General features: G+C 65.6%; 21 protein-coding genes. 6 read left to right on the forward strand and 15 right to left on the reverse strand.

The features are described 5' to 3' along the window. Positions 1 to 199: 199 nt before the first annotated feature. The 5 genes from mnmA to AB4061_RS11480 form a co-directional block, all read right to left on the reverse strand. The gene (mnmA, locus tag AB4061_RS11460) at positions 200 to 1,300 is read right to left on the reverse strand and encodes a tRNA 2-thiouridine(34) synthase MnmA (RefSeq protein ID WP_441633771.1); all 1,101 of its coding nucleotides are present in this window, start codon (positions 1,298 to 1,300) and stop codon (positions 200 to 202) included. Then, positions 1,297 to 1,800, reverse strand: a complete 504-nt coding sequence (locus AB4061_RS11465) for an NUDIX hydrolase (protein ID WP_441633773.1) — start codon at positions 1,798 to 1,800, stop codon at positions 1,297 to 1,299. Before AB4061_RS11465 ends, mnmA begins: the two co-directional genes overlap by 4 nt. A 105-nt stretch (positions 1,801 to 1,905) precedes the next feature. Beyond that, positions 1,906 to 2,835: a 4-hydroxy-tetrahydrodipicolinate synthase gene (gene dapA, locus AB4061_RS11470; protein ID WP_441633775.1), complete on the reverse strand. Its 930-nt coding sequence runs from the start codon at positions 2,833 to 2,835 to the stop codon at positions 1,906 to 1,908. Beyond that, complete coding sequence (locus AB4061_RS11475; protein WP_441633777.1) at positions 2,822 to 3,220, reverse strand: hypothetical protein; 399 nt, start codon at positions 3,218 to 3,220, stop codon at positions 2,822 to 2,824. Before AB4061_RS11475 ends, dapA begins: the two co-directional genes overlap by 14 nt. Before the next feature lie 126 nt (positions 3,221 to 3,346). Continuing rightward, positions 3,347 to 4,150, reverse strand: coding sequence for a TorF family putative porin (locus AB4061_RS11480; protein ID WP_441633779.1), 804 nt, complete (start codon positions 4,148 to 4,150; stop codon positions 3,347 to 3,349). Between the two features lie 540 nt (positions 4,151 to 4,690). On the opposite strand from AB4061_RS11480, the gene AB4061_RS11485 reads away from it, so the two are divergent. The 5 genes from AB4061_RS11485 to AB4061_RS11505 all read left to right on the forward strand — a co-directional run bounded on the left by AB4061_RS11485 (position 4,691) and on the right by AB4061_RS11505 (position 9,749). Beyond that, positions 4,691 to 5,812 carry a Re/Si-specific NAD(P)(+) transhydrogenase subunit alpha gene (locus AB4061_RS11485; RefSeq protein ID WP_150985941.1) on the forward strand — a complete coding sequence of 374 codons (1,122 nt, stop codon included), beginning with the start codon at positions 4,691 to 4,693 and terminating at the stop codon, positions 5,810 to 5,812. A 213-nt stretch (positions 5,813 to 6,025) separates the two neighbouring features. After that, on the forward strand, positions 6,026 to 6,388 hold the full coding sequence (gene panD / locus AB4061_RS11490) for an aspartate 1-decarboxylase (RefSeq protein ID WP_006157598.1): 363 nt from the start codon (positions 6,026 to 6,028) through the stop codon (positions 6,386 to 6,388). Between the two features lie 230 nt (positions 6,389 to 6,618). Beyond that, positions 6,619 to 6,951, forward strand: a complete 333-nt coding sequence (locus AB4061_RS11495) for an NAD(P) transhydrogenase subunit alpha (RefSeq protein WP_045240719.1) — start codon at positions 6,619 to 6,621, stop codon at positions 6,949 to 6,951. A gap of 2 nt (positions 6,952 to 6,953) precedes the next feature. Then, entirely contained in the window at positions 6,954 to 8,408 is a 1,455-nt protein-coding gene (locus AB4061_RS11500; protein WP_441633782.1) for an NAD(P)(+) transhydrogenase (Re/Si-specific) subunit beta, read from the forward strand. 294 nt (positions 8,409 to 8,702) lie between these two features. Next, positions 8,703 to 9,749, forward strand: coding sequence for a response regulator (locus AB4061_RS11505; RefSeq protein WP_043349537.1), 1,047 nt, complete (start codon positions 8,703 to 8,705; stop codon positions 9,747 to 9,749). A gap of 43 nt (positions 9,750 to 9,792) precedes the next feature. Here AB4061_RS11505 and AB4061_RS11510 read toward each other — a convergent pair whose 3' ends face one another. The 9 genes from AB4061_RS11510 to AB4061_RS11550 form a co-directional block, all read right to left on the reverse strand. After that, positions 9,793 to 11,067, reverse strand: a complete 1,275-nt coding sequence (locus tag AB4061_RS11510; RefSeq protein WP_150985939.1) for a THUMP domain-containing class I SAM-dependent RNA methyltransferase — start codon at positions 11,065 to 11,067, stop codon at positions 9,793 to 9,795. Positions 11,068 to 11,148: 81 nt separating this feature from the next. Next, positions 11,149 to 11,754 carry a 2-hydroxychromene-2-carboxylate isomerase gene (locus AB4061_RS11515; protein ID WP_441634022.1) on the reverse strand — a complete coding sequence of 202 codons (606 nt, stop codon included), beginning with the start codon at positions 11,752 to 11,754 and terminating at the stop codon, positions 11,149 to 11,151. 142 nt (positions 11,755 to 11,896) lie between these two features. Further along, positions 11,897 to 12,319, reverse strand: coding sequence for a CopD family protein (locus AB4061_RS11520; RefSeq protein WP_150985938.1), 423 nt, complete (start codon positions 12,317 to 12,319; stop codon positions 11,897 to 11,899). 101 nt (positions 12,320 to 12,420) lie between these two features. Next, positions 12,421 to 13,701: a glutamate-5-semialdehyde dehydrogenase gene (locus AB4061_RS11525; RefSeq protein WP_416049671.1), complete on the reverse strand. Its 1,281-nt coding sequence runs from the start codon at positions 13,699 to 13,701 to the stop codon at positions 12,421 to 12,423. 109 nt (positions 13,702 to 13,810) lie between these two features. Next, the gene (gene holA, locus AB4061_RS11530; protein WP_441633785.1) at positions 13,811 to 14,851 is read right to left on the reverse strand and encodes a DNA polymerase III subunit delta; all 1,041 of its coding nucleotides are present in this window, start codon (positions 14,849 to 14,851) and stop codon (positions 13,811 to 13,813) included. 65 nt (positions 14,852 to 14,916) lie between these two features. After that, a complete protein-coding gene (locus tag AB4061_RS11535) occupies positions 14,917 to 15,438 on the reverse strand; it encodes an LPS-assembly lipoprotein LptE (protein WP_052494686.1) in 522 nt (173 codons plus the stop codon). 48 nt (positions 15,439 to 15,486) lie between these two features. Then, entirely contained in the window at positions 15,487 to 18,123 is a 2,637-nt protein-coding gene (leuS, locus tag AB4061_RS11540) for a leucine--tRNA ligase (protein WP_441633788.1), read from the reverse strand. Positions 18,124 to 18,270: 147 nt separating this feature from the next. Next, entirely contained in the window at positions 18,271 to 19,068 is a 798-nt protein-coding gene (gene dapB, locus AB4061_RS11545) for a 4-hydroxy-tetrahydrodipicolinate reductase (RefSeq protein WP_441633790.1), read from the reverse strand. A gap of 63 nt (positions 19,069 to 19,131) precedes the next feature. Next, complete coding sequence (locus AB4061_RS11550; protein WP_441633792.1) at positions 19,132 to 19,737, reverse strand: outer membrane protein assembly factor BamE; 606 nt, start codon at positions 19,735 to 19,737, stop codon at positions 19,132 to 19,134. Between the two features lie 199 nt (positions 19,738 to 19,936). Here AB4061_RS11550 and fur point away from each other — a divergent pair, with 199 nt between their 5' ends. Then, on the forward strand, positions 19,937 to 20,368 hold the full coding sequence (gene fur, locus AB4061_RS11555) for a ferric iron uptake transcriptional regulator (protein ID WP_441633794.1): 432 nt from the start codon (positions 19,937 to 19,939) through the stop codon (positions 20,366 to 20,368). Between the two features lie 71 nt (positions 20,369 to 20,439). Here fur and AB4061_RS11560 read toward each other — a convergent pair whose 3' ends face one another. Next, positions 20,440 to 21,429, reverse strand: coding sequence for a LysR family transcriptional regulator (locus AB4061_RS11560; RefSeq protein ID WP_441633796.1), 990 nt, complete (start codon positions 21,427 to 21,429; stop codon positions 20,440 to 20,442). Positions 21,430 to 21,576: the final 147 nt, after the last annotated feature.

Here is a 21,576-nt window from a genome sequence, read left to right on the forward strand (position 1 = left end):
CGCCTGCCCCTGCCTGCAGCGCCTACGCGAGCGCCTAAAGTCGCTGCCCAATGTGAAACGACCCGGTCGCTCATGCGACCGGGTCGTCAAGTCCCGCCCTTCACGCTATGCCGTTCGCTTCCTCAATAGGGACCTTAACTGAACGGCATTAGGCCATAGAGCCGGTTTTTATCTTCTCGCGCAGCGCACAGCCGGCGAACTAGCGGATGATGCCGCCGCCCAGGCAGACATCGCCGTCGTACAGCACCGCCGACTGGCCCGGCGTAACCGCCCACTGCGCCTGCGCAAACGTCAGTTGCAGGGTATCGTCGCCCGCCCCCGTCACCGTGCACGGCGCATCGCTCTGCCGATACCGCGTCTTGGCCGACAGCGTGGTGCCCACCGCCGGGCCGGTGCCCGCCACCCACGACAGGTCGGCAGCGTCGAGCGTGGGCGTCAGCAGCCACGGATGGTCATGGCCCTGCACCACATACAGCGTGTTGCTGGCCATGTCCTTGCGCGCCACGTACCAGGCGTCGCCATTGCCCGCGCGGCTGCCGCCCAGGCCGATGCCCTTGCGCTGCCCCAGCGTGTAGAACGCCAGGCCGATGTGCTGGCCGACTTCCTTGCCGTCCGGCGTCTTCATCGGTCCCGGCTTGGTCGGCAGGTAGCGGTTGAGAAAATCGCGGAACGGCCGCTCGCCGATAAAACAGATGCCGGTGGAATCCTTCTTCTTGGCATTGGGCAGGCCAATCTCCGCAGCGATCTCGCGCACGCGCGTCTTGGGCATCTCGCCCAGCGGGAACAGCGTGCGCGACAACTGCGCCTGGTTCAGCCGGTGCAGGAAGTAGCTCTGGTCCTTGGTGTGGTCAAAGGCCTTGAGCAGCTCGAAGCGGCCCGTGCCGGCACCCACATCCGCCCCCGCTTCGCGCACGCGCGCGTAATGGCCGGTGGCGATCGTGTCCGCGCCCAGCGACATGGCGTGGTCCAGGAAGGCCTTGAACTTGATCTCGGCATTGCACAGCACGTCGGGATTGGGCGTGCGGCCGGCCGAGTATTCGCGCAGGAAGTCCGCAAAGACGCGATCCTTGTACTCGGCGGCGAAATTGACCGCTTCCACGTCGACGCCGATGAGGTCGGCCACCGAGACCACGTCCAGCCAGTCCTGCCGGGTCGAGCAGTACTCGCTGTCGTCGTCGTCTTCCCAGTTCTTCATGAACAGGCCGATCACCTCGTAGCCTTGCTGCTTGAGCAGCCAGGCTGTCACCGACGAATCCACGCCACCCGACATGCCCACCACCACGCGCTTGCCCTGGCTCATGACGGCACTCCGCCGCCCACCACGGAAGGATGGGTGTAGAGCGCGTCGAGCGCGAAGCGCTTGCCGGCCAGGTAATCCTCGATGCAAGCCAGCAGCAGCGGCGTGCGATGGCGCTCGGGACAAGCGCGGATTTCGTCGGCGCTCATCCACACGGTGCGCACGATGCCCACGTCGAGCTGGCGCCCGGCATCGAGCGCGCCCAGCTCGCCGGTAAAGGCGAAGCGCACATAGGTGATGTCGCCGCCCGGCCGCGCCGCCGTGCCGGCCGAGTGCGGGCGGGCCATATAGCAGCCCAGCAGCGCGCGCGGCTCGAACGTGTGGGCGGTTTCTTCCAGCGTTTCGCGGATGACGGCGTGAATCAGGCTCTCGCCCGGGTCAAGATGGCCGGCAGGCTGGTTCAGCCGCAGGCCGTCGGGGGTTTCTTCTTCCACCAGCAGGAAGCGGCCGCCGCGTTCGATAACCGCGGCGACAGTGACGCTGGCCTTCCAGTCGTGTGACATGATGCACAAATTTTAGGCAATCCGGCATTCTACCGGTTGCCGCCAATTCGCGCATCCGGCGCAACCGGCGCAACCGGCGCAGCCGGCGCCGCGCCCGCGCCGACCCTAAGCTGGCAGCAAAGTGCGCTCCACGTCCTCCACCGCCGGCAGCGAAGCGATCACCTGGTCCAGCCGTTCGCGCAGCGCGCGGCTGGCCGGCGCCAGTGGCCGCCTGACCTCGGATCCTGCCAGCCCGCACAATGCCAGCGCGGTCTTGACCGGGGCCGGATTGGGCTCGGAGAACAGCAGCGAGATCAACGGCGCCAGGCTCGCAAACAACGCACGCGCTGCGGCAACATGGCCTTGCGCCACCAGTTGCAACAGCCGCACGAACAAATCCGGGCGGATGTGCGCGCAAGCCGGAACCACGCCGTCGCCACCCGCTAGCAGGTGGTCCAGCATGGCCGCGTCCTCGCCGCAGAAGACCGCGAGCCGATCGTTGCCGGCCAGGGCGCGAAGCCCGGCCGCGTCGCACTCTTTGACCGCGACAACGCGCGGATGCGCGGCCAGCCGCTGCACCAATGCCGGTGACATATTGCAGCCGGCCCGCTTGGGCACGTTGTAGAGCATCAGCGGGCGCCAGGTGGCATCCGCCACGCGCTCGACATGCCAGGCAATGCCCTCGTCGCCGGGCCGCAGGTAGTACGGCGGCGGCACCAGGTAGCCCGCCAGGTCGAAGCGGTCGAGCTGGCGCACCTGCTCGCAAACCACGCGGGTATCCACGCCGCCTACGCCGGCCAGCACCGGCAGCGCACCGTCCACCGCCTCCAGCACCGCGGCGGTAAACATCAGCCGCTCATCCCGCGTGAGCAAGCCGCCCTCCCCGGTCGTGCCCAGGATGACCAGCCCATCCACGCCGCTGGCCACATAGTGCGCGGCCAGCCGCTGCGCGCAGGCCAGGTCCAGCTCGCCGCCCTGCATCGGCGTCACCAGCGGCAGCCACAGCGTCGCGCGGCTGCCTTCGCGCAAGCCCGCCATCGTGTCAGTGCGCGGCATGGTCTTGTCCCAGCACCGTGGTGACGCCGAACTCGGCGGCCGGCAGGGCCATCATGATGGCGTGCATGGCAGCGTCGCGGCCGCCGCGCTCGACTTCCACATGCAGCGTGGTCTCGTCATGGCGGTGGTCCACTTCCACCACATAGATGCGCGCCAGCTGCCCGATCGCGCGGTGCAGCGACTGGCGCAGCGCGAAGACCTGGCTTGACGCCACCGCCAGGCGCAGGCGAATCCAGCTGTGCGCGGTATCCGCGCCAAGCGCGGGCACGGGGGCCAGCGCGGCGTCGATGCCGGACGCATCAAGGCGCGCGGTGCGGGGTTCGGTGCGGGAAAGACGGCGGCGTGGCACGCAAGCAAAGGCCAAGGCAAGGCTCGACTGTCGCATTTGAGCGGGACCCGCGTTGGGCGGGTCGTCTGTTGGAGATACCACCATGCTATGCAAGGCCGCCTCAAGTTGATGCAGTAATCGCCGCCGCCGCCATCAAAATGTCATCAAGATGGCGCGGCATGCTCAGAACGTCTTGGTGAGCGACGCGAAGGCAGCTGCCTTGCCGATATAGCGGCCGGGCACATTGGTGTAGACCGACTTGTTGGCATTGGTGTCGATATAAGCGATCGCCAGCGCAAAGCCTTTGCCCAGGTCCTTGGTCAACCCCAGCTTCCAGTCCGTGTACGAGGCGTCCGTGACGTTCCTCACCTTCTGGTAGCCGACGTGCGCATTGAGCGTCAGGTCCCAGACGTTCAGCGGCACATTGGCCGACAGATCTACGTAGTAGCTGTTCTTGCTGTCGCTGAAGCCGAACAGGTTGGTCACTGCATGCGAGTATTTCAGGAACACCGGGCCGTAGCCGATGCCGCCGTACAGCTCCGTCGTGTACGGGCGTGTGTAGCCAGCCGGATAATCGCCGGGATAGTAGTACTCCAGCACGCCCACGTCGTAATTCCATTCGAGCCCGCCCAGCGTGAAGGTGTTCTTGAAGCCACCATAGAAATCCATCTCGATTGGCGCCGACACCTTGGCATTGCTGTCGCCAAGCCAGCTGATGCTGGAGTTCCAGTTGCCCACGTAGAGGCCGCTTGCATGCGTGTAGTCGAACCCGCCCTGGATCGCCGGGCGGCGATTGGACTGCATCAGGCCCCGGTAGCGATATTCGCTGGCCAGCGTGACGTTGGCCGTGAACGTGTGCGGCGACGCGTCGGCGGCTGCGGCTGCATCGGGTGCGCCCTGCGCGAAGGCGGCCGGCGCGACGAGAAGCGTGACGCAAGACAGGGTAGCGAGGCAGGCGTGCGAAACATTGAAACGAAGTGCGGTCATGGATAACTTGGCAATTGGAATAATCGATCGGTGGACGGCCACGCGTGAGGCGATGGCCGAAGCCACGGCGAGCGTCAGGACGACAGTGGCCGTGGCGCGACTGGAACAGTACGGGCACGCGCCTAAAATCGGTGTCAAGAAAACAGCGGCCCGCCAAGGGATGGCGTAAAAATCGTAAAGGGAACGTCCCGGCACGCCCTGGCATGAACCGGCAGGCCCTGCGAGAGGGGGGATGCGAGGGGGATGCGGTTGCGCAAAAGCCGACCGGCCGGTCACCACATATCGTCAGATTCCTGTAAGCTGCGAAAAAATTGTGCGCTGCGTTCGGCCTGGCCGGGCGCATGGCAGACACAAAGGGCAGGCACAAAAGAGCCAAAGACGTCCGCCCGCCTAGCAGATCAGTGGCATTGTCAGAATGAGCCGAAGCGGTTCTGGTCAGGCGCGTTGCCATGTCGTAGCGGTCGTACGACAAGCTCGCGCGCCAACGCCAGAATCATTTTGACAGCGCCTCAAAGACGCCAGCAAAAGGAGAAATTGACGATGCACATCGGCATCCCGCAGGAGACGCGGGCAGGTGAGACTCGTGTCGCCGCCACCCCGGAGACGGTCAAGAAGTACGTGACCCAGGGCCATCAGGTCATCGTCCAGTCGGGAGCCGGCGTACGCGCCAGCGTGCCGGACTCGGCGTATGAGGCCGTCGGCGCCACCATTGGCACCGCGGCGCAAGCCTTCGGCGCGCAGTTGGTGCTCAAGGTCCGCGCCCCCGTCGATGCCGAGCTCGCGCTGATGAAGCCGGGCGCCGTGCTGGTCGGCATGCTCAATCCCTTCGACGCAGAGAACAACGCGCGCATGGCGGGCGCCACGCTGACGGCCTTCGCGCTGGAAGCCGCGCCGCGCACCACGCGCGCGCAGAGCATGGACGTGCTCTCCTCCCAGGCCAATATCGCCGGCTACAAGGCCGTGCTGGTCGCCGCGCATCATTACCAGCGTTTCATGCCCATGCTGATGACCGCCGCAGGCACCGTCAAGGCGGCTCGCGTGCTGATCCTCGGCGCCGGCGTGGCGGGCCTGCAGGCCATCGCCACCGCCAAGCGGCTGGGCGCGGTCATCGAAGCCTCCGACGTGCGCCCCGCCGTCAAGGAACAGATCGAATCGCTGGGCGCGAAATTCCTCGATGTGCCCTTCGTCACCGACGAAGAGCGCGAGATCGCGCAGGGCGTGGGCGGCTATGCCCGCCCCATGCCACCCGACTGGATGCGGCGCCAGGCCGAACTGGTGCACGAGCGCGCCAAGGCCGCCGACATCGTCATCACTACCGCGCTGATCCCGGGCCGCCAGGCGCCGGTGCTGCTCAAGGAAGAAACGGTGCAGGCGATGAAGCCGGGCTCGGTGGTGGTCGACCTCGCCGCGGCGCAGGGCGGCAACTGCCCGCTGACGGTGGCTGACGAAGTGGTGGAACGCCACGGCGTCACGCTGATCGGGCACACCAACCTGGCCAGCATGGTGGCGGCCGACGCGTCGGCGCTATATGCGCGCAACGTGCTCGACTTCCTCAAGCTCGTCATCGACAAGGAAGGCCAGTTCACGCTGAACCTGGAGGACGATATCGTCGCCGCCTGCCTGATGTGCAAGGATGGCCAGGTGGTCCGCGGCGCGTCCTGAAGCGGCAGCGGGCCCGCCGCGACCCGGTCGCTTTAGAATGGGGCCAGGCGGTTCCGGCCAGGTGCACGGTAGCGCGCCTGCTGCTACCGGGCTGAACAGCCGGTACGGCTGGCCGATACCCAGGCCCCGGAACCATGCCAAATGGCCCGCCAGGACTCAACCCCAGGGGCCTCCCTACAAGCTCATCCAGCATCAACCAAGGACGTATCACCCATGCAACGCATCATGCTCCGCGCCAAGCTCCATCGTGTCACCGTGACACAGGCGGACCTCAACTATGAGGGGTCATGCGGCATCGACGAGAATCTGCTCGAAGCGGCCGACATGAAGGAGTTCGAGAAAATCGAGCTATACAACGTCAACAATGGCGAGCGCTTCTCCACCTACATCATCAAGGGCGTCCGCGGCAGCGGCGAGATCTCGCTCAACGGTGCTGCCGCGCGGCGCGCGCACCTGGGCGACCATCTCATCATCTGCACCTACGCGCCGATGAGCGATGAAGAGATCGCCACCTACAAGCCGAAGATCATCCTGGTGGACGACAACAACGCCATCAAGGAAATCAAGAAGGTGTAAGCGGATGAGGACATCGCGCCGGGAGCCAACGCCGGTGCGATGCCCGCATCCGGCATGCCATTTTCGGATTCAGCCGTACCGTCGCCCCTGGGGCGAGGGTACCGACGCGACAGACGACAACGCGGCACCAGGCGGGGCATCGATGCAGTAGGCGCTCACAGGCGCCTGGCCAGGCAAAAGAACACGGGACAACCGCGCAGCAAGGCATTCAAGCAACGGAGGAGAAGTCGATGGAAATGGTGAACCACACGGTGATCAACCTGATCATCTTCGTGCTGGCGATCTACGTGGGCTACCACGTGGTCTGGACGGTGACGCCCGCCCTGCACACCCCGCTGATGGCCGTGACCAATGCGATCTCGGCCATCATCATCGTCGGCGCCATGCTGGCTGCCGGCCTGACCGAGGGCCCCGTGGGCCGCACCATGGGCACGCTGGCAGTCGCGCTCGCCGCGGTCAATGTGTTCGGTGGCTTCCTGGTGACGCAGCGCATGCTGGAGATGTTCAAGAAAAAGGAACCCAAGGCCAAGGCCGGCAAGGGTCATGAGGAGGGCGCCAAGTGAGCATGAACCTCGTCACCCTGCTCTACCTGCTCGCCTCGGTCTGCTTCATCCAGGCGCTGAAGGGCCTGTCCCATCCCAGTTCCGCGCGGCGCGGCAACGCCTTCGGCATGATCGGCATGGCCATCGCCGCGGTGACCACGCTGGTGCTGATCGTCAAGCTCAAGAATGAGTTCCTGACCATCGGCGCGGGCCAGTCGTCGGTCGCCGAAGGCATGGCCCTGATCTTTGGCGCGCTGGTGGTCGGCGGCGGCATCGGTGCCTTCGTGGCGCGACGGGTCGAGATGACCAAGATGCCCGAACTGGTAGCCGCCATGCACTCGCTGATCGGTATGGCCGCGGTCTGCATCGCGGTGGCCGTGGTGGCCGAGCCGTCGGCGTTCAGCATCACGCCGCCGGGCTCGCACGATATCCCGTTTGGCAACCGCATCGAGCTGTTCATCGGCTGCTTCGTGGGGGCCATCACCTTCTCCGGTTCGGTGATCGCCTTCGGCAAGCTGTCGGGCAAGTACAAGTTCCGCCTGTTCCAGGGCGCGCCGGTGTCCTTCGCCGGGCAGCACCTGCTGAACCTGCTGCTGGCGGTGGCCATGATCGGCTTCGGCATCATCTTCTGCCTGTCGCAGGACTGGCTGCCCTTCCTGCTGATGCTGGCGATCGCCTTTGTACTGGGCGTACTGATCATCATCCCGATCGGCGGCGCCGACATGCCGGTGGTGGTGTCGATGCTCAACTCGTACTCGGGCTGGGCGGCGGCGGGCATCGGCTTCTCGCTGAACAATCCGATGCTGATCATCGCCGGCTCGCTGGTGGGGTCAAGCGGCGCCATCCTCTCGTACATCATGTGCCGCGCGATGAACCGCTCGTTCTTCAATGTGCTGCTTGGCGGCTTTGGCGGCGCGCCCGCGGCGGCCGCTGCCGGCGGCCAGGCGCAGCGCAACGTGAAGTCCGGCTCGGCCGACGACGCGGCCTTCCTGATGGGCAATGCCGAGACCGTGATCATCGTCCCGGGCTATGGCCTGGCGGTGGCGCGCGCGCAGCATGCGCTCAAGGAACTGACCGAGAAGCTGGTCGAGAAAGGCGTGACGGTGAAGTACGCCATCCACCCGGTGGCGGGCCGCATGCCGGGCCACATGAACGTGCTGCTGGCCGAGGCCGAGGTGCCCTACGACCAGGTGTTCGAGATGGAGGACATCAACAGCGAGTTCGGCCAGGCGGATGTGGTGCTGGTGCTTGGCGCCAACGACGTGGTGAACCCGGCCGCCAAGACCGATCCCAACTCGCCGATTGCCGGTATGCCGATCCTGGAAGCCTACAAGGCCAAGACCATCATCGTGAACAAGCGTTCGATGGCCGCCGGCTACGCGGGCCTGGACAACGAGCTGTTCTACATGGACAAGACCATGATGGTGTTCGGCGACGCCAAGAAGGTGGTGGAAGACATGGGCAAGGCGGTCGAGTAAGCACGCCGGAAGCACCGGAAACGGGCACCCGCCCGTTTCCGGTGCCGCGAAGAGCGCGACGCTGTCGCGCTTTTTTCCATCCCGTCGAGGTCCGGTTGCGCGGGAGCGCGAGCGCGCTATACTGGTTTCCGGTCACCGGCCATGGCACACGCCGGTCATCCAAAAAGGGCCAGGTGTAGTCCAGCGCGGTGGGCCGCTCCGAACCGATCCGTCCGCTGGCCTTGCCACGCCGGATCCCTAGCCGCGCCAAACCACCCGCCCGAAGTGTCTGCCGACACCGGAGCCGAACGCAACATGACATTCAACCCCCAGGACAGGAATCTGTCGGTCTTCCATCACCCGATCCTCACGGTGCTCGTCGACGACAGTAAATCGTTCATCGACAGCCTGGCGTTCCAGATGGATCCGTCGCGGCCGGTGGTGACCTTCACCGATCCCCGCGAAGCCCTGCAATGGATCCGCGAGACCTACACCACGCGCTCGACCGGCTTCCTGCCCGTGCGGGTCACGCACGACGACCTGACCTTCCTGACCGAACGGCGCACCGTGCAGCTCGATATCGACCGCATCTACCGGCAAATCCACGACTACAACCGTTTTGTGCAGCCAGGCGTGATCGTGGTCGATTATTCTATGCCGCAGATGAACGGGCTGGAGTTCTGCCAGGCCCTGCAGGATCTGCCGTGCAAGACCATCCTGCTGACCGGCACCGCCGACGAAGGCATTGCCGTGCAGGGCTTCAACCATGGGCTGATCGACCGCTACGTGAAGAAGCATGACAGCAACATGGTCGAGCGGCTGGACCAGGAGATCGACGCACTCCAGCAGCAGTATTTCGCCACCCTGTCGCGCACGCTGCGCGACCTGCTGACGCGCCACTCGTTTTCCTTCCTGTCGGACCCCGCGATCTGCGAGCGGGTACGCCAGGTCACCGCGCGCTACGGCTTTGTCGAGTACTACCTCTACCCCAACCCGGCTGGCATCCTGATGCTGACGGCGCAGGGCCAGGCCACGCTGATGGTGATCGAGACACGCGCCGGCCTGATCAACCAGGTCGAATCCGCAGAGGCTTACGATGCGCCGGCGGCCCTGATCGAGGGACTGCGCGAGGGCCGCATCGTGCCTTTCTTCTGGCCAGGCAACGGCATGTACACGCCGGCCTGCATCGACTGGGAGCAATATTGCCTGCCGGCCGAGCGCTGCGAAGGGCGTGAGGATTATTTCTACGCGCTGTTCGACCTGCCGCGCCATCTGCTGCAGGAGCCGGTGGTCAGCTTCCAGGGCTTCCTGGACGATTTTGCCCGTCACCCCGAGCGGGTCACCGGGCGCGCAGCGCGCTGAGCCATACAGCGCAGGAGAGGCTCGCTCTCCTGCGCTTGCCGCATCAGGCGGAAGGCTGCGCCGGGGCGTTGCGGTTGCCGCCTCGCACCATGTCGAAACGGAACAGCCGGCACTCGATATTGCCGTTGTACAGCGGCGTGCGGCGCGACTCCTTGAGCCGCAGGCGGCGCGGCAGCGTCAGGTCGCCAGTAAACACCCATGCCTGCCAGCCGGCGAAATGCTGTTTGAGCGTGGTGGCAAAGGCGCTGGCGAACTGATTGGCGGCTTCGTCGTCGATCTCGTCGACCGGTGCTTCGTCCATCGGCCGCCGGCGTTCTCCCCGCACGGCAATCCGCTCGCCATACGGCGGATTCATCAGCATCAGGCCGGGTGCCGCGAACGGCGGCTGCGCAAAGCGCGCATCCACCTGCTTCAACCGCACTTCGCCGGGCAAGCCCGCGCGTTCCCAGTTGGCTTGCGACATCGACAGCAGGTCAGTGGAAATATCGCTGCCGGCGAGTTCCAGGGGCTCGGACGCAACGCGCTTGCGCGCGGCCTCCTCGTCATCCCGGGCCGCCGCCTTCAGCGCGTTCCACGTCTTGTTGTCGGCGCCCTTCAGGCGCTCGAAGCCAAAGCTGCGGTTCGCGCCAGGCGCAAGGCCAAGGGCCACCTGGGCCGCTTCCACCAGGAAGGTGCCGCTGCCGCACATCGGGTCGTAGAACGGGCGCTCGGTCTGGCCTGGCACCCAGCCGGCCAGGCGCAGGATGCCGGCGGCCAGGTTTTCCTTCAGCGGCGCTTCGCCCTTCTCCAGGCGCCAGCCCCGCTTGAACAGCGGATCGCCCGAAGTGTCGAGGTAGAGCGTGCAATCGTGCTCGGTCAGGTGGGCATAGATCCGCACATCCGGATTTACGGTATCGACGCTGGGCCGCTCGCCCGAGCGCTCGCGCATGGCGTCGCAAACGCCGTCCTTGATACGCAGGGCGATGAAATTCAGGCTCTGCAGCGGCGAGCGATGCGACGTAACGTCCACCCGGAGCGTCTCATCCGGCGTGAACCAATGATCCCAGCGCTGAGCGCGCACCAGGTCATAGATATCGTCTTCGCGCCGGTAACCGCGGTTGGCGACCCGCATCAGCACCCGGCTGGCAATGCGCGAGTGCAGGTTGACAGCGTAGGCCGCGGCCATCTCGCCCGAGAAAGTGACGCCACCGGGCATTTCGCGATGGACCTGGATGGGGGCGAGCCTGGCCAGGCCGGGCCGGGCTGCGATCTCGTGCAACTCTTCGGCAAGTGCGCTCTCGAGGCCGCGCGGGCAGGAGGCAAAAAAGGCTTGGGACATGGCTTGGGAATTCCTGCAAACAAAAACGTCCGCCGTAGCGGACGGGGTCGGATAGCGCGCAGTGTACCGCGCTCCGGGGCTTCAGCCCGCCGCGAGGGCGCGATCGAGGAAGTCCAGGCGGTCCTGGCCCCAGAAAGGCTGGCCGTCATAGACGTACCACGGCGCGCCGAACACGCCGACGGAAACCGCGTCCTGGGTGTGCTGCGTATAGGCGGCCTGGACAGCCTGCGCGTCACTCGCCTTGAGCAGCGCCGCGCCTTCCAGGCCGATGCTGTCGGCCAGCTGCGCCAGCGTGGCGGCGTCAGCGATATTGCGCTGCTCGGCCCACAGGGCGCGGCCAATGACGCCGATCAGCGCCATCGCGCGGGCGGTGCCATGGGCCAGCTGCACGGCGATGACCAGCTTGCTGGCGGCATCGCCGGAGACCGGGAAAAAGGTCGGCTGCGGGTTCAGCGGCAGGCCAAGATACTCGCTCCAGCGGGCCAGCTCGACCAGGCGGTAGGCCTGGCGCTGCGGCGGACGCTGCGCCAGCGGCAAGCCCCCCGAAACAGAGAACACGCGGCCCAGGTCGCAGGGCTTGAGATTGACTTGCACGCCATGCTTTGCCGCAATCGCGGTGAAGCGTTCGTGGCCAAGGTAGACGAAAGGCGATTGCGGGGTGAGGTAGTAGTCGACCTGCTTGCTCATCATGTCCTCTGGACGGAGTGGGGCGAGACAACCGCGCGGTGAATGCGGCAATGCTGCGTGAAACGAATTCAATACGATACGAGAAAAAACCCAAACCCGGCGGCCCGCGTAGGCGATGCGCGCGGCCGCCGGCCAACGCGCGTCAGAACGGCTTGACCACCACCAGGATCACCACCGCCAGCAGCACCAGCACCGGCAACTCGTTGAACCAGCGATAGAAGGTGTGCGACCGCGTATTGCGCCCGCCCTCGAACTTCTTGAGCAGCACGCCGCAGCCATGGTGATAGCCGATCAGCACCAGCACCAGCGCCAGCTTTGCATGCATCCAGCCCTGCCCCGGACCGCGCCCGATCCCGTAGCCGATATACAGCCACAGCCCGAACACCAGCGCCGGCACCGCCAGCATGGTCATGAAGCGGTAGAGCTTGCGCGCCATCAGCAGCAGGCGCTGCACGCTGGCCGGCTCGCGCTCCATGGCGAGGTTGACGAAGATGCGAGGCAGGTAGAACAGGCCAGCGAACCAGGAGACAACGAAAACGATGTGCAGCGCTTTAACCCAGAGCATCTGGCCTTTTTTCTGGTTGGGTTCCCATGGGAATGCATGGGAACGGTGAAACGGTGGGGATGCGCAACGGGAGGTGGCACGGGACGCGTGCCGCCTCCCGCTCAGGTACGGATCTCGCCGTGGCCGAACACCACGTACTTCAGCGAGGTCAGGCCTTCCAGACCGACCGGGCCGCGCGCGTGCAGCTTGTCGTTGGAGATGCCGATCTCGGCACCCAGGCCGTACTCGAAGCCATCGGCAAAGCGCGTCGACGCATTGATCATCACGCTGGCCGAGTCCACCTCGCGCAGGAAGCGCATGCCAGTGGTGTAGTTCTCGGTGATGATGGAATCGGTATGCGCCGAGCCGTAGGTGTTGATGTGCTCGATGGCCTCGTCCAGCCCGGCCACGGTGCGGATCGCCAGCACCGGCGCCAGGTACTCGAGCCGCCAGTCTTCTTCGGTGGCGTCGACCAGGCCGGTGAAACCGGCGGCTTCCAGCGTGGCGCGGGTGGCGGCGCACACGCGCAGCTCCACGCCCTTTTCCTGGTAGATGCGGCACAGCGGCGGCAGCGCCGCGGCGGCGACATCGCGCGCGACCAGCAGCGTTTCCATGGTGTTGCAGGGCGCGTAGCGCTGGGTCTTGGCGTTGTCGGCAACGCGCACGGCCTTGTCCAGGTCCGCGTCGACATCGATATAGACGTGGCAGATGCCGTCCAGGTGCTTGATCATGGGCACCCGCGCTTCTGCCATCAGGCGCGCGATCAAGCTCTTGCCGCCGCGCGGCACGATCACGTCGACGTATTCGGTCATGGTGACGAGGCGGCCAACCGCGGCGCGGTCGGTGGTCGAGATCACCTGCACCGCTTCGGGCGGCAGGCCGGCGGCGGCCAGGCCCTCGGCCACCAGGGCGGCAAGCGCGGTATTGGAATCGATCGCCTCGGAGCCGCCGCGCAGGATGGTGGCGTTGCCCGACTTCAAGCACAGCGCGGCTGCGTCGATGGTCACGTTGGGACGCGACTCGTAGATGATGCCGATGACGCCCAGCGGCACCCGCATCTGGCCCACCTGGATGCCGGTGGGACGGAATTTCATGTTGCTGATCTCGCCGATCGGGTCTGCCAGCGCGGCGATCTGTTCCAGGCCGGCGGCCATGGTGTCGATCGCCTTGTCCGAGAGCGTCAGGCGGTCGATGAAAGCGGCGTCCTGGCCGTTGGCGCGGGCACGCTCCACATCGCCGGCGTTCACGGCCTTGAGGTGCGCGGCGTCGCGGCGGATGGCGGCGGCGATGGTCAGCAGGGCGCGGTTCTTGTCCGCGGTGGAGGCGCGCGCCATGGCGCGGGAGGCGGCGCGGGCCTGCTGGCCGACGCGGTCCATGTACTGCTTGAGATCGAGCTCGTTCATATTCCTGGCCAGGGGACCCGGCCCTCAATGCTTGGTTTTTTGTCGGCTACGGCTGGCTATGCGGGTCGCTGGCAGTGATCGCCAATGACCGCGCTCAGGCTACGCGGGCTTACCGGGCGATGGACAGCGCCAGCTGCAGCAGGCCATCCCAGGGCTCCGCCGGCATGCCTTCGGCGCGCAGGCCCTTGACCTGCCGGTCCAGCTTGGCGGCCATGCCCAGCGCGGCTTCCAGCTGCGCCAGCGAGAGGCGCTGCGCGGCCTGCGGCACCAGCTTTTCGCGCGGGCCCCAGATACGCAGTTCACGCGTCAGGACACCGATCTGCTTGCCTGCCGCCAACCCTTGCCGGACCTTGGATAATACGCGAATTTCCTCGGTCAGCGCCCACAGCACCAGCACCGTGGCCTCACCCTCCCCGCGCAGCCCTTCGAGCATGCGCACCAGGCGCGGCACGTCGCCGCTGAGCATGGCTTCGGAAAGCTTGAAGACGTCGTAGCGAGCCACGTTGAGCACCGCATCGTGCACCTGCTCGAAGGTCAGCGGACCAGCGGGATACAGCAGCCCGAGCTTCTGGATTTCCTGGTGCGCGGCCAGCAGGTTGCCTTCGACCTTGTCGGCGATGAACTGCAGCGCGCGCCGCCCCGGTTCACCGGGCTCGACCCGCTGCTGCTGCAGCGCCAGCCGCTCGCCGACCCAGGCCGGCAGCCGGGTGCGGTCGACGGAATCCACCTTGATCGACACGCCGGCGGCGTCCAGCGCCTGGAACCAGGCCGACTTGGCCGTGGCGAAGTCCAGCCGCGGCAGCGTGATGAACATGACCACGTCCGGCGAGGGCTGGGCAGCCACCGCGCGCAGCGCCTCGCCGCCATCCTTGCCGGGCTTGCCGGAGGGAATCCGCAGCTCGACGATCTTGCGGTCGCCGAACAGCGACATCGATTGCTGCGCCTGGACCACGTGGCCCCAGTTGAAGCCGCGCTCGGAGGACAGCACCTCGCGCTCCGTGAAGCCGGCCTCGCGCGCGGCCTGGCGCAGGCGGTCGACCGCCTCGAGCACCAGCAGGTGCTCGTCGCCATGCACCACGTAGAGCGGTGCCAGGCCGCGTCCCTTGGCCTGGCGCAGGTGCGCTTCGAGTCCATCGAGCTTGAGCTGCATGCCGTGCGCTTCGTTCCTCTGTCCTTGCCGTATTGGGCTTGTCTGGCAGGCGCTTTCCGCGCCGCTCAGATGGCCTTGACCGCGCTCAGCCGGCGAATCAGCTGCTGCACGATGTCACGCTGCATGTCGCGATAGAGCTGCTGCTCTTCGTAGTCCTTGGCCAGCGTGTTGGCTTCGTTGTAGGTCAGGTCGCGCGTGAGCACCAGTTGCGACGGCGCGATCAGCTCCTGGCCGCCGGCGTCACGCAGGCGGAAGGTGAAGCGCTGCGTCAGGCGATACTCGCGCACCACGCCGGTGGTGGTGATCGACAGCACCGTCTTGGTACGCGTGTCCTGCAGCACATCGAGCAAGGCATCCGCTTCTTTCGGGTCGGTCACGATCTGCGTGTCCGACCCGTTGCGGATGGCGCGGCGCAAATCGGAGCCCATCAGCGTATTAGGCGGAATGCTCACATACAGCCGCTTGAATGCGAAGTCCGCGTTGCCGCGCATGTGAAACCCGCAGCCGCCCAGCAGGCCGGCCAGCAGCAGCGTGGCCAGGACCTTGCGGCGGCCCTGCAGCGGTCGATCCAGCTTCTGTCCATCCATTTGGGCAGCTCCCTTGTTGGCTTGTCTGGCGCTAGTTACAGCGTCACGTTAAAGAACCACATTAACGAGGCGGCCCGGGACCACCACGATCTTCTTCGGCGCGGCGCCGTCAGCGAACTTGGCAACGATCTCGCTGGCGGCAGCCATGGCCTCGATGGCGGCGCGGTCGGCATCGGCCGGCACCTTCAGGCTGCCACGCACCTTGCCGTTGATCTGCAGCACGAGGTCCAGCTCGCTTTGCACCAGCGCGGATTCGTCCACCTGCGGCCAGGCTGCGTCGAGCAAGTCGCCGTACTGCGTGGCGTAGCCGAGCGCTTGCCACAGCCCGTGGGTGACGTGCGGCACCACCGGGTACAGCACGCGCAGCAGGATGCCCAGGCCCTCGCGGCGCGCGGCGGGCGTGGCCTGCTTGGCGTCTTCCAGCGCGTTGAGCATCTTCATGGTGGCGGACACCACGGTGTTGTACTGGATGCGCTGATAGTCGTAGTTGGCCTGCTTGAGCACGCCGTGGATCTCGCGGCGCAGCGCTGCGTCGGCGTCGCCGGACGCCGCGGCATTGCCCGCCGCGGCAATCGCCTCGGCGTTGGCATAGCCGTAGTTCCACACCCGGCGCAGGAAGCGCGAAGCGCCCTCCACGCCCGAGCCGCTCCACTCGAGCTGCTGCTCGGGCGGCGCGGCGAACATGACGAACAGGCGCGCGGTGTCGGCGCCGTACTGGTCGATCAGGGCCTGCGGGTCAATGCCGTTGTTCTTGGACTTCGACATCTTCTCCACGCCGCCGATCACCACCGGCTGGCCATCCGCCTTGAGCACGGCGCCCAGCGGGCGGCCGCGCTCGTCGGTGCTGACGTCGACTTCGGCCGGGTTGAACCAGGTCTTCTTGCCGGCCGCGTCCTCGCGGTAGTAGGTATCGTTGAGCACCATGCCCTGCGTGAGCAGGTTGGAGAACGGCTCGTTGAACGTGACCAGGCCCATGTCGCGCATGACCTTGGTCCAGAAGCGGGCGTACAGCAGGTGAAGGATCGCGTGCTCGATGCCGCCGATGTACTGGTCCATCGGCATCCAGTAGTCGTTGCGCGCATCGACCATGGTGGCCGCGTCCGGGCTGGTATAGCGCATGTAATACCAGCACGAATCGATGAAGGTATCCATGGTGTCGGTCTCGCGGCGCGCCGGCTTGCCGCACGACGGGCAGGTGCACGCGAGGAAACGCGGATCCTTGGCCAGCGGGTTGCCGGTGCCGTCCGGCACCAGGTCTTCCGGCAGCACCACCGGCAGGTCCTGCTCCGGCACCGGCACCACGCCGCAGTCGTCGCAATGGATCAGCGGGATCGGCGTGCCCCAGTAGCGCTGGCGCGAGATGCCCCAGTCGCGCAGGCGCCAGGTGATCTTCTTCTCGCCCAGGCCCTTGGCACCGAGATCGGCTGCGATGGCTTCCACCGCAGCCTTGTAGTCCAGTCCGTCGTATTTGCCGCTATGGATGCAGGTGCCGTGCTCCTTGTCGCCATACCACTCCTGCCAGGCTTCGGTGGAGAACGGCTGGCCCTTTTTCGCGTCAGCCATGTCGATCACTTGCTTGATCGGCAAGCCGTACTTGTTGGCAAAGGCAAAGTCGCGCTCGTCGTGTGCGGGCACGCCCATCACGGCGCCGTCGCCATAGCTCATCAGCACGTAGTTGCCAACCCACACCTCGACCTGCTCGCCGGTAAGGGGGTGCAGCACCTTCAGGCCGGTGGGCATGCCTTTCTTTTCCATCGTCGCCATATCGGCTTCCATCACCGAGCCGTGCTTGCACTCGTTGATGAAGGCGGCCAGCTCAGGATTGGTCGCGGCGGCATGGGTGGCCAGCGGGTGCTCGGCGGCGACCGCGCAGAAAGTCACGCCCATGATGGTGTCGGCGCGCGTGGTAAACACATAGAGCTTGCCGTCGCCGATCAGCTTGCCGTCGTCACCGGCGATGGCATGCGGAAACCCGAAGCGCACGCCCACGCTCTTGCCGATCCAGTTCTGCTGCATGATCTTGACGCGCTCGGGCCAGCCCAGGCCGTCCAGATCGCCGAGCAGTTCCTCGGCGTAGTCGGTGATGCGCAGGTAGTACATCGGGATCTCGCGCTTTTCAACCAGCGCGCCCGAGCGCCAGCCGCGCCCGTCGATGACCTGCTCGTTGGCCAGCACGGTCTGGTCGACCGGATCCCAGTTCACTGTGCCAGTCTTGCGGTAGGCGATGCCCTTTTCCAGCATCTTGAGGAACAGCCACTGGTTCCAGCGGTAGTAGTCCGGGCTGCAGGTGGCGACTTCGCGCGACCAGTCGATGGCCAGGCCCATCGACTGCATCTGCCGCTTCATTTCCGCGATGTTGTTGTAGGTCCAGGCCGCCGGCGCCACGCCATTGTTGAGCGCGGCGTTTTCCGCCGGCATGCCGAACGCGTCCCAGCCCATCGGCATCAGCACGTTGTGCCCGTTCATGCGCAGATGGCGCGCCATCATGTCGTTGATGGTGTAGTTGCGCACGTGGCCCATATGCAGCTTGCCCGACGGGTAAGGCAGCATCGAGCAGGCATAGAACTTCGGCTTCTCGCTGCCGTCGGCCAGCTTCGCCTCTTCCGATACGCGGTACGCATCGATGGCTTGCCAGTGTTGCTGGGCGGCTTGTTCAACGGCTGAGGGAAGGTATTTGTCTTGCATGTTCAGGACAACGGCGCGGTGCGTCGGCGTGCGAAAAGCGTGGAAAAGATAAGCGGCGGGCAAGCCTTGCGGCGCCCGCCTGCGCTGGAACGGCGAAAGTGCCGATTATAACCGTCGGCACTTGCGGCGCAGGGCGTGCCGGGGGCCTTACGTCAGGCCAAGCACGTCCTGCATGTCGAACAGCCCGGTGGGCTTGTCGGCGAGGAAGCGCGCTGCGCGTAGCGCGCCCTCGGCATATGACTGGCGGCTGGACGACTTGTGCGTGATCTCGATGCGCTCGCCGGTGCCGGCGAACATCACGGTGTGGTCGCCCACGATATCGCCGCCGCGCACGGTAGCAAAACCAATGGAATTGGGGTCGCGCGGGCCGGTGTGGCCTTCGCGGGCAAACACGCCGCAGGTCTTCAGATCGCGGCCCAGTGCCTTGGCCACCACCTCGCCCATCGCCAGCGCGGTGCCCGACGGGGCATCCACCTTATGGCGGTGGTGCGCCTCAATGACTTCGATGTCGTAGCCGGAAGACAGCAGCTTGGCGGCGACTTCCAGCAGCTTGAACGTGGCATTGACGCCCACGCTCATATTGGCGGAGAACACCACGCCAATGTGCTTGGCAGCCTCGGCGATGGCGGCACGGCCGGCGTCGTCAAACCCGGTGGTACCGGTGACCACCTTGACGCCCAGGCGCCTGGCCGCTGCCAGGTGCACGAGCGTGCCCTCGGGCCGGGTGAAGTCGATCAGGCAGTCGGCGCCAGCGAGGGCGGCCTCGATGTCCGAGGTGATCGCCACGCCCGTGGCGCGGCCCAGCAGCAGCCCGGCATCCTGGCCCAGCGCCGGGGCGCCCGGCACATCCAGCGCGCCCGACAGGGTGACGCCTTCGGTGGCGAGTACGTGTTCGATCAGCATACGGCCCATGCGGCCGGAGGCACCTGCGATGGCGATATTCATGGCGTGTCAGCAGTCAAAATACAAGCCGGCCGCGTGACGCGGCCGGCATTCGGGCCTGAAGGCTCAGTTGGTCGGGCTGGCGGGGCCACCGGCCGCGCCGGACGAGGTGGCGGCAGCCGGCGCGGCCGGCGCAGGCGCTGCGGCGGGAGCCGCATCCGGGGCTACGGCCGGGGCTGCAGCCGCTTCCGAAGCCGCGGCAACGGTTTCCGCCGGTGCCTTAGGCGTCGGTGCCTTGCCCAACTGCATGGCCTTCATGCCGTCGATTTCGGCAATCAGCTCGTATTCGGACGGCAACTCGTCGCCACCGAACTTGGCCAGCTTGTCGCCATCGAAGAACACGGTATAGCGGCGCTGCTGCACCACCGGCGTATTGCCGCGGCGGAACGAGAACACGTAGTCCCAGCGATTGCCGTGGAACACATCGGCCAGCAGCGGCGTGCCGAGCAGGAACTTGACCTGCTCGCGCGTCATGCCTTCACGCAACTGGGCGGCGGCTTCACGCGAGACAAAGTTGCCTTGCACAATATTGATACGGTACGGCGTGATCGCGTTGGCGACCTTGCGCGACGTATTGTCATAGGTGGAACACGCAGCCGTTAGCAGGGTAGCTGCAGCCAGCACAGTAGTAACCAGCGTCGGACGCATGGCGGACGAACGAAATGAACGCATGTATCTCGCTTCTAGAAGGGAGAGAAAAGTGCCGATTCAGGCCCTCACGGCGCGTGCCATGAGGCGGCAGCGGCGATGGATCATCGCTAGCGCAGCCTAGGGCAGGTGACCGAGCTCCGGGCAACCGCCGGGGCGACTTTTGCCGCCAAAACCCTTATGATTCAATTATCCAGACATTGTACTCTAGGGAGTCACGCCCATGCCGAGTCCGGCGGACCTCAAAAATATCGGYCTTAAAGCGACCGTACCCCGTCTGAAGATCCTCGAGATCTTCCAGACCAGCGAGCAGCGCCATCTCAGTGCGGAAGACGTTTACCGCATCCTGCTCAACGAACAGATGGATATCGGCCTTGCAACGGTCTATCGCGTGCTGACCCAGTTCGAGCAGGCTGGACTGCTGTCGCGCAACAACTTCGAATCCGGCAAAGCCATTTTCGAGCTGAATGAAGGCAAGCATCACGACCACCTGGTCTGCATCGATTGCGGCCGCGTGGAGGAATTCTACGACTCCGAGATCGAGCGTCGCCAGCAAAGCATCGCAAACGAGCGCGGCTTCGCGCTGCAAGAACACGCATTGTCGCTCTATGGCAGCTGCACCAAGCACGAGTGCCCCCACCGGCCCAAGCGCTAAGCCAGCCGCGGCTTGCCCCGCAAACATAAAAAAACCGGCGCCAGCGCCGGTTTTTTTATTTCAAGCCTGCTTCACAATTCCGAATGATCCTGCTCGGCAACGATGTGCAGGCCGCGCGCAACCGTCGGCACGCCGACGAATTCGCCCACGACCTGGCGGAACAGCCCGCGTGCCCACACCAGCATCGGGTGGGTGTTGCGGCTGCGGTGCCAGAACATGTTCAGGCCCAGCGTGGTGTTGAGTTCTGCCGGCAAGGGGAAGGCCTTGAGGCCGTAGGTCTCGCAAGCCATGTCCTTGGTCAGCGCATTGACCGTGAAGATCATGTCGGTCTGCGCGGCCAGCTCCGACTGCGCGCGCCAGGAGTGCACCGTCAGCGTGGCATTGCGCTTTAGCCCGCGCTGCTGCAACGCGTAGTCCAGCGGGATCAGCGACGGTGCCGGACGGCCATTGCCGCCCGAATGCGCCATGAAGATGTGGCCGCAGTCGAGATACTGCTCGAGCGTGCAGGTACCCTTGAGCACCGGATGGTTTTTACGCGCGCAAACCCAGAGGTTGAGCGACGTCACCATCTCTTCCACGATTTCGGGATGCCGGGTCGGGAATGGCGAGAACGCCAGGTCCAGCTCGTTGCCGCGCATGGCGGCCACGTCCGACTCCCAGGAATGGGATTCGACCAGCTTGATATGCAACTCCGGCGCCAGTTGCTTGATGCGCAGGATAAAGCGGTTGAAGACCGTATCGCCCAGCTCGGCGGCAAAGCCGATGTTGAGGGTGCCGGTGGCGGTGGCGGGGTCGAAATTATCGGCGTCGCCCTCGTTGATCGAGGACCACAGGTCCAGCATGTCGCGAATCTTCGGCCCCAGTTCCAAGGCTCGCGGCGTCGGCGTCAGGCCGTGCGGCACGCGGATGAAGAGGGGATCGTCGAAAATCTCGCGAAGGCGGCCCAGCGAATGCGAAACCGCAGGCGCGGTCATATGCATTTTCTCCGCGACATAGGTCGCGTTTCGCTTGCTGAGCAGCTCGGTAAAAATCACGAGCAGCTTGGTATCCACATTCACCATGATCTCACCCAGGTTGGATTGGGAATTGGGAATGACCGTATCGTCACTTGCATTGGCTGCACATCGGTGTTTCCAGCACTTTCACAGTGTAAGAGCAAAGCGGGGAACGGAACAGGAATTCCGCGCCAGCCCCTTGCGCCGTGCCGG

Origin of the sequence: Cupriavidus sp. YAF13, from assembly GCF_052113425.1 — a bacterium.
Lineage (GTDB): Bacteria > Pseudomonadota > Gammaproteobacteria > Burkholderiales > Burkholderiaceae > Cupriavidus.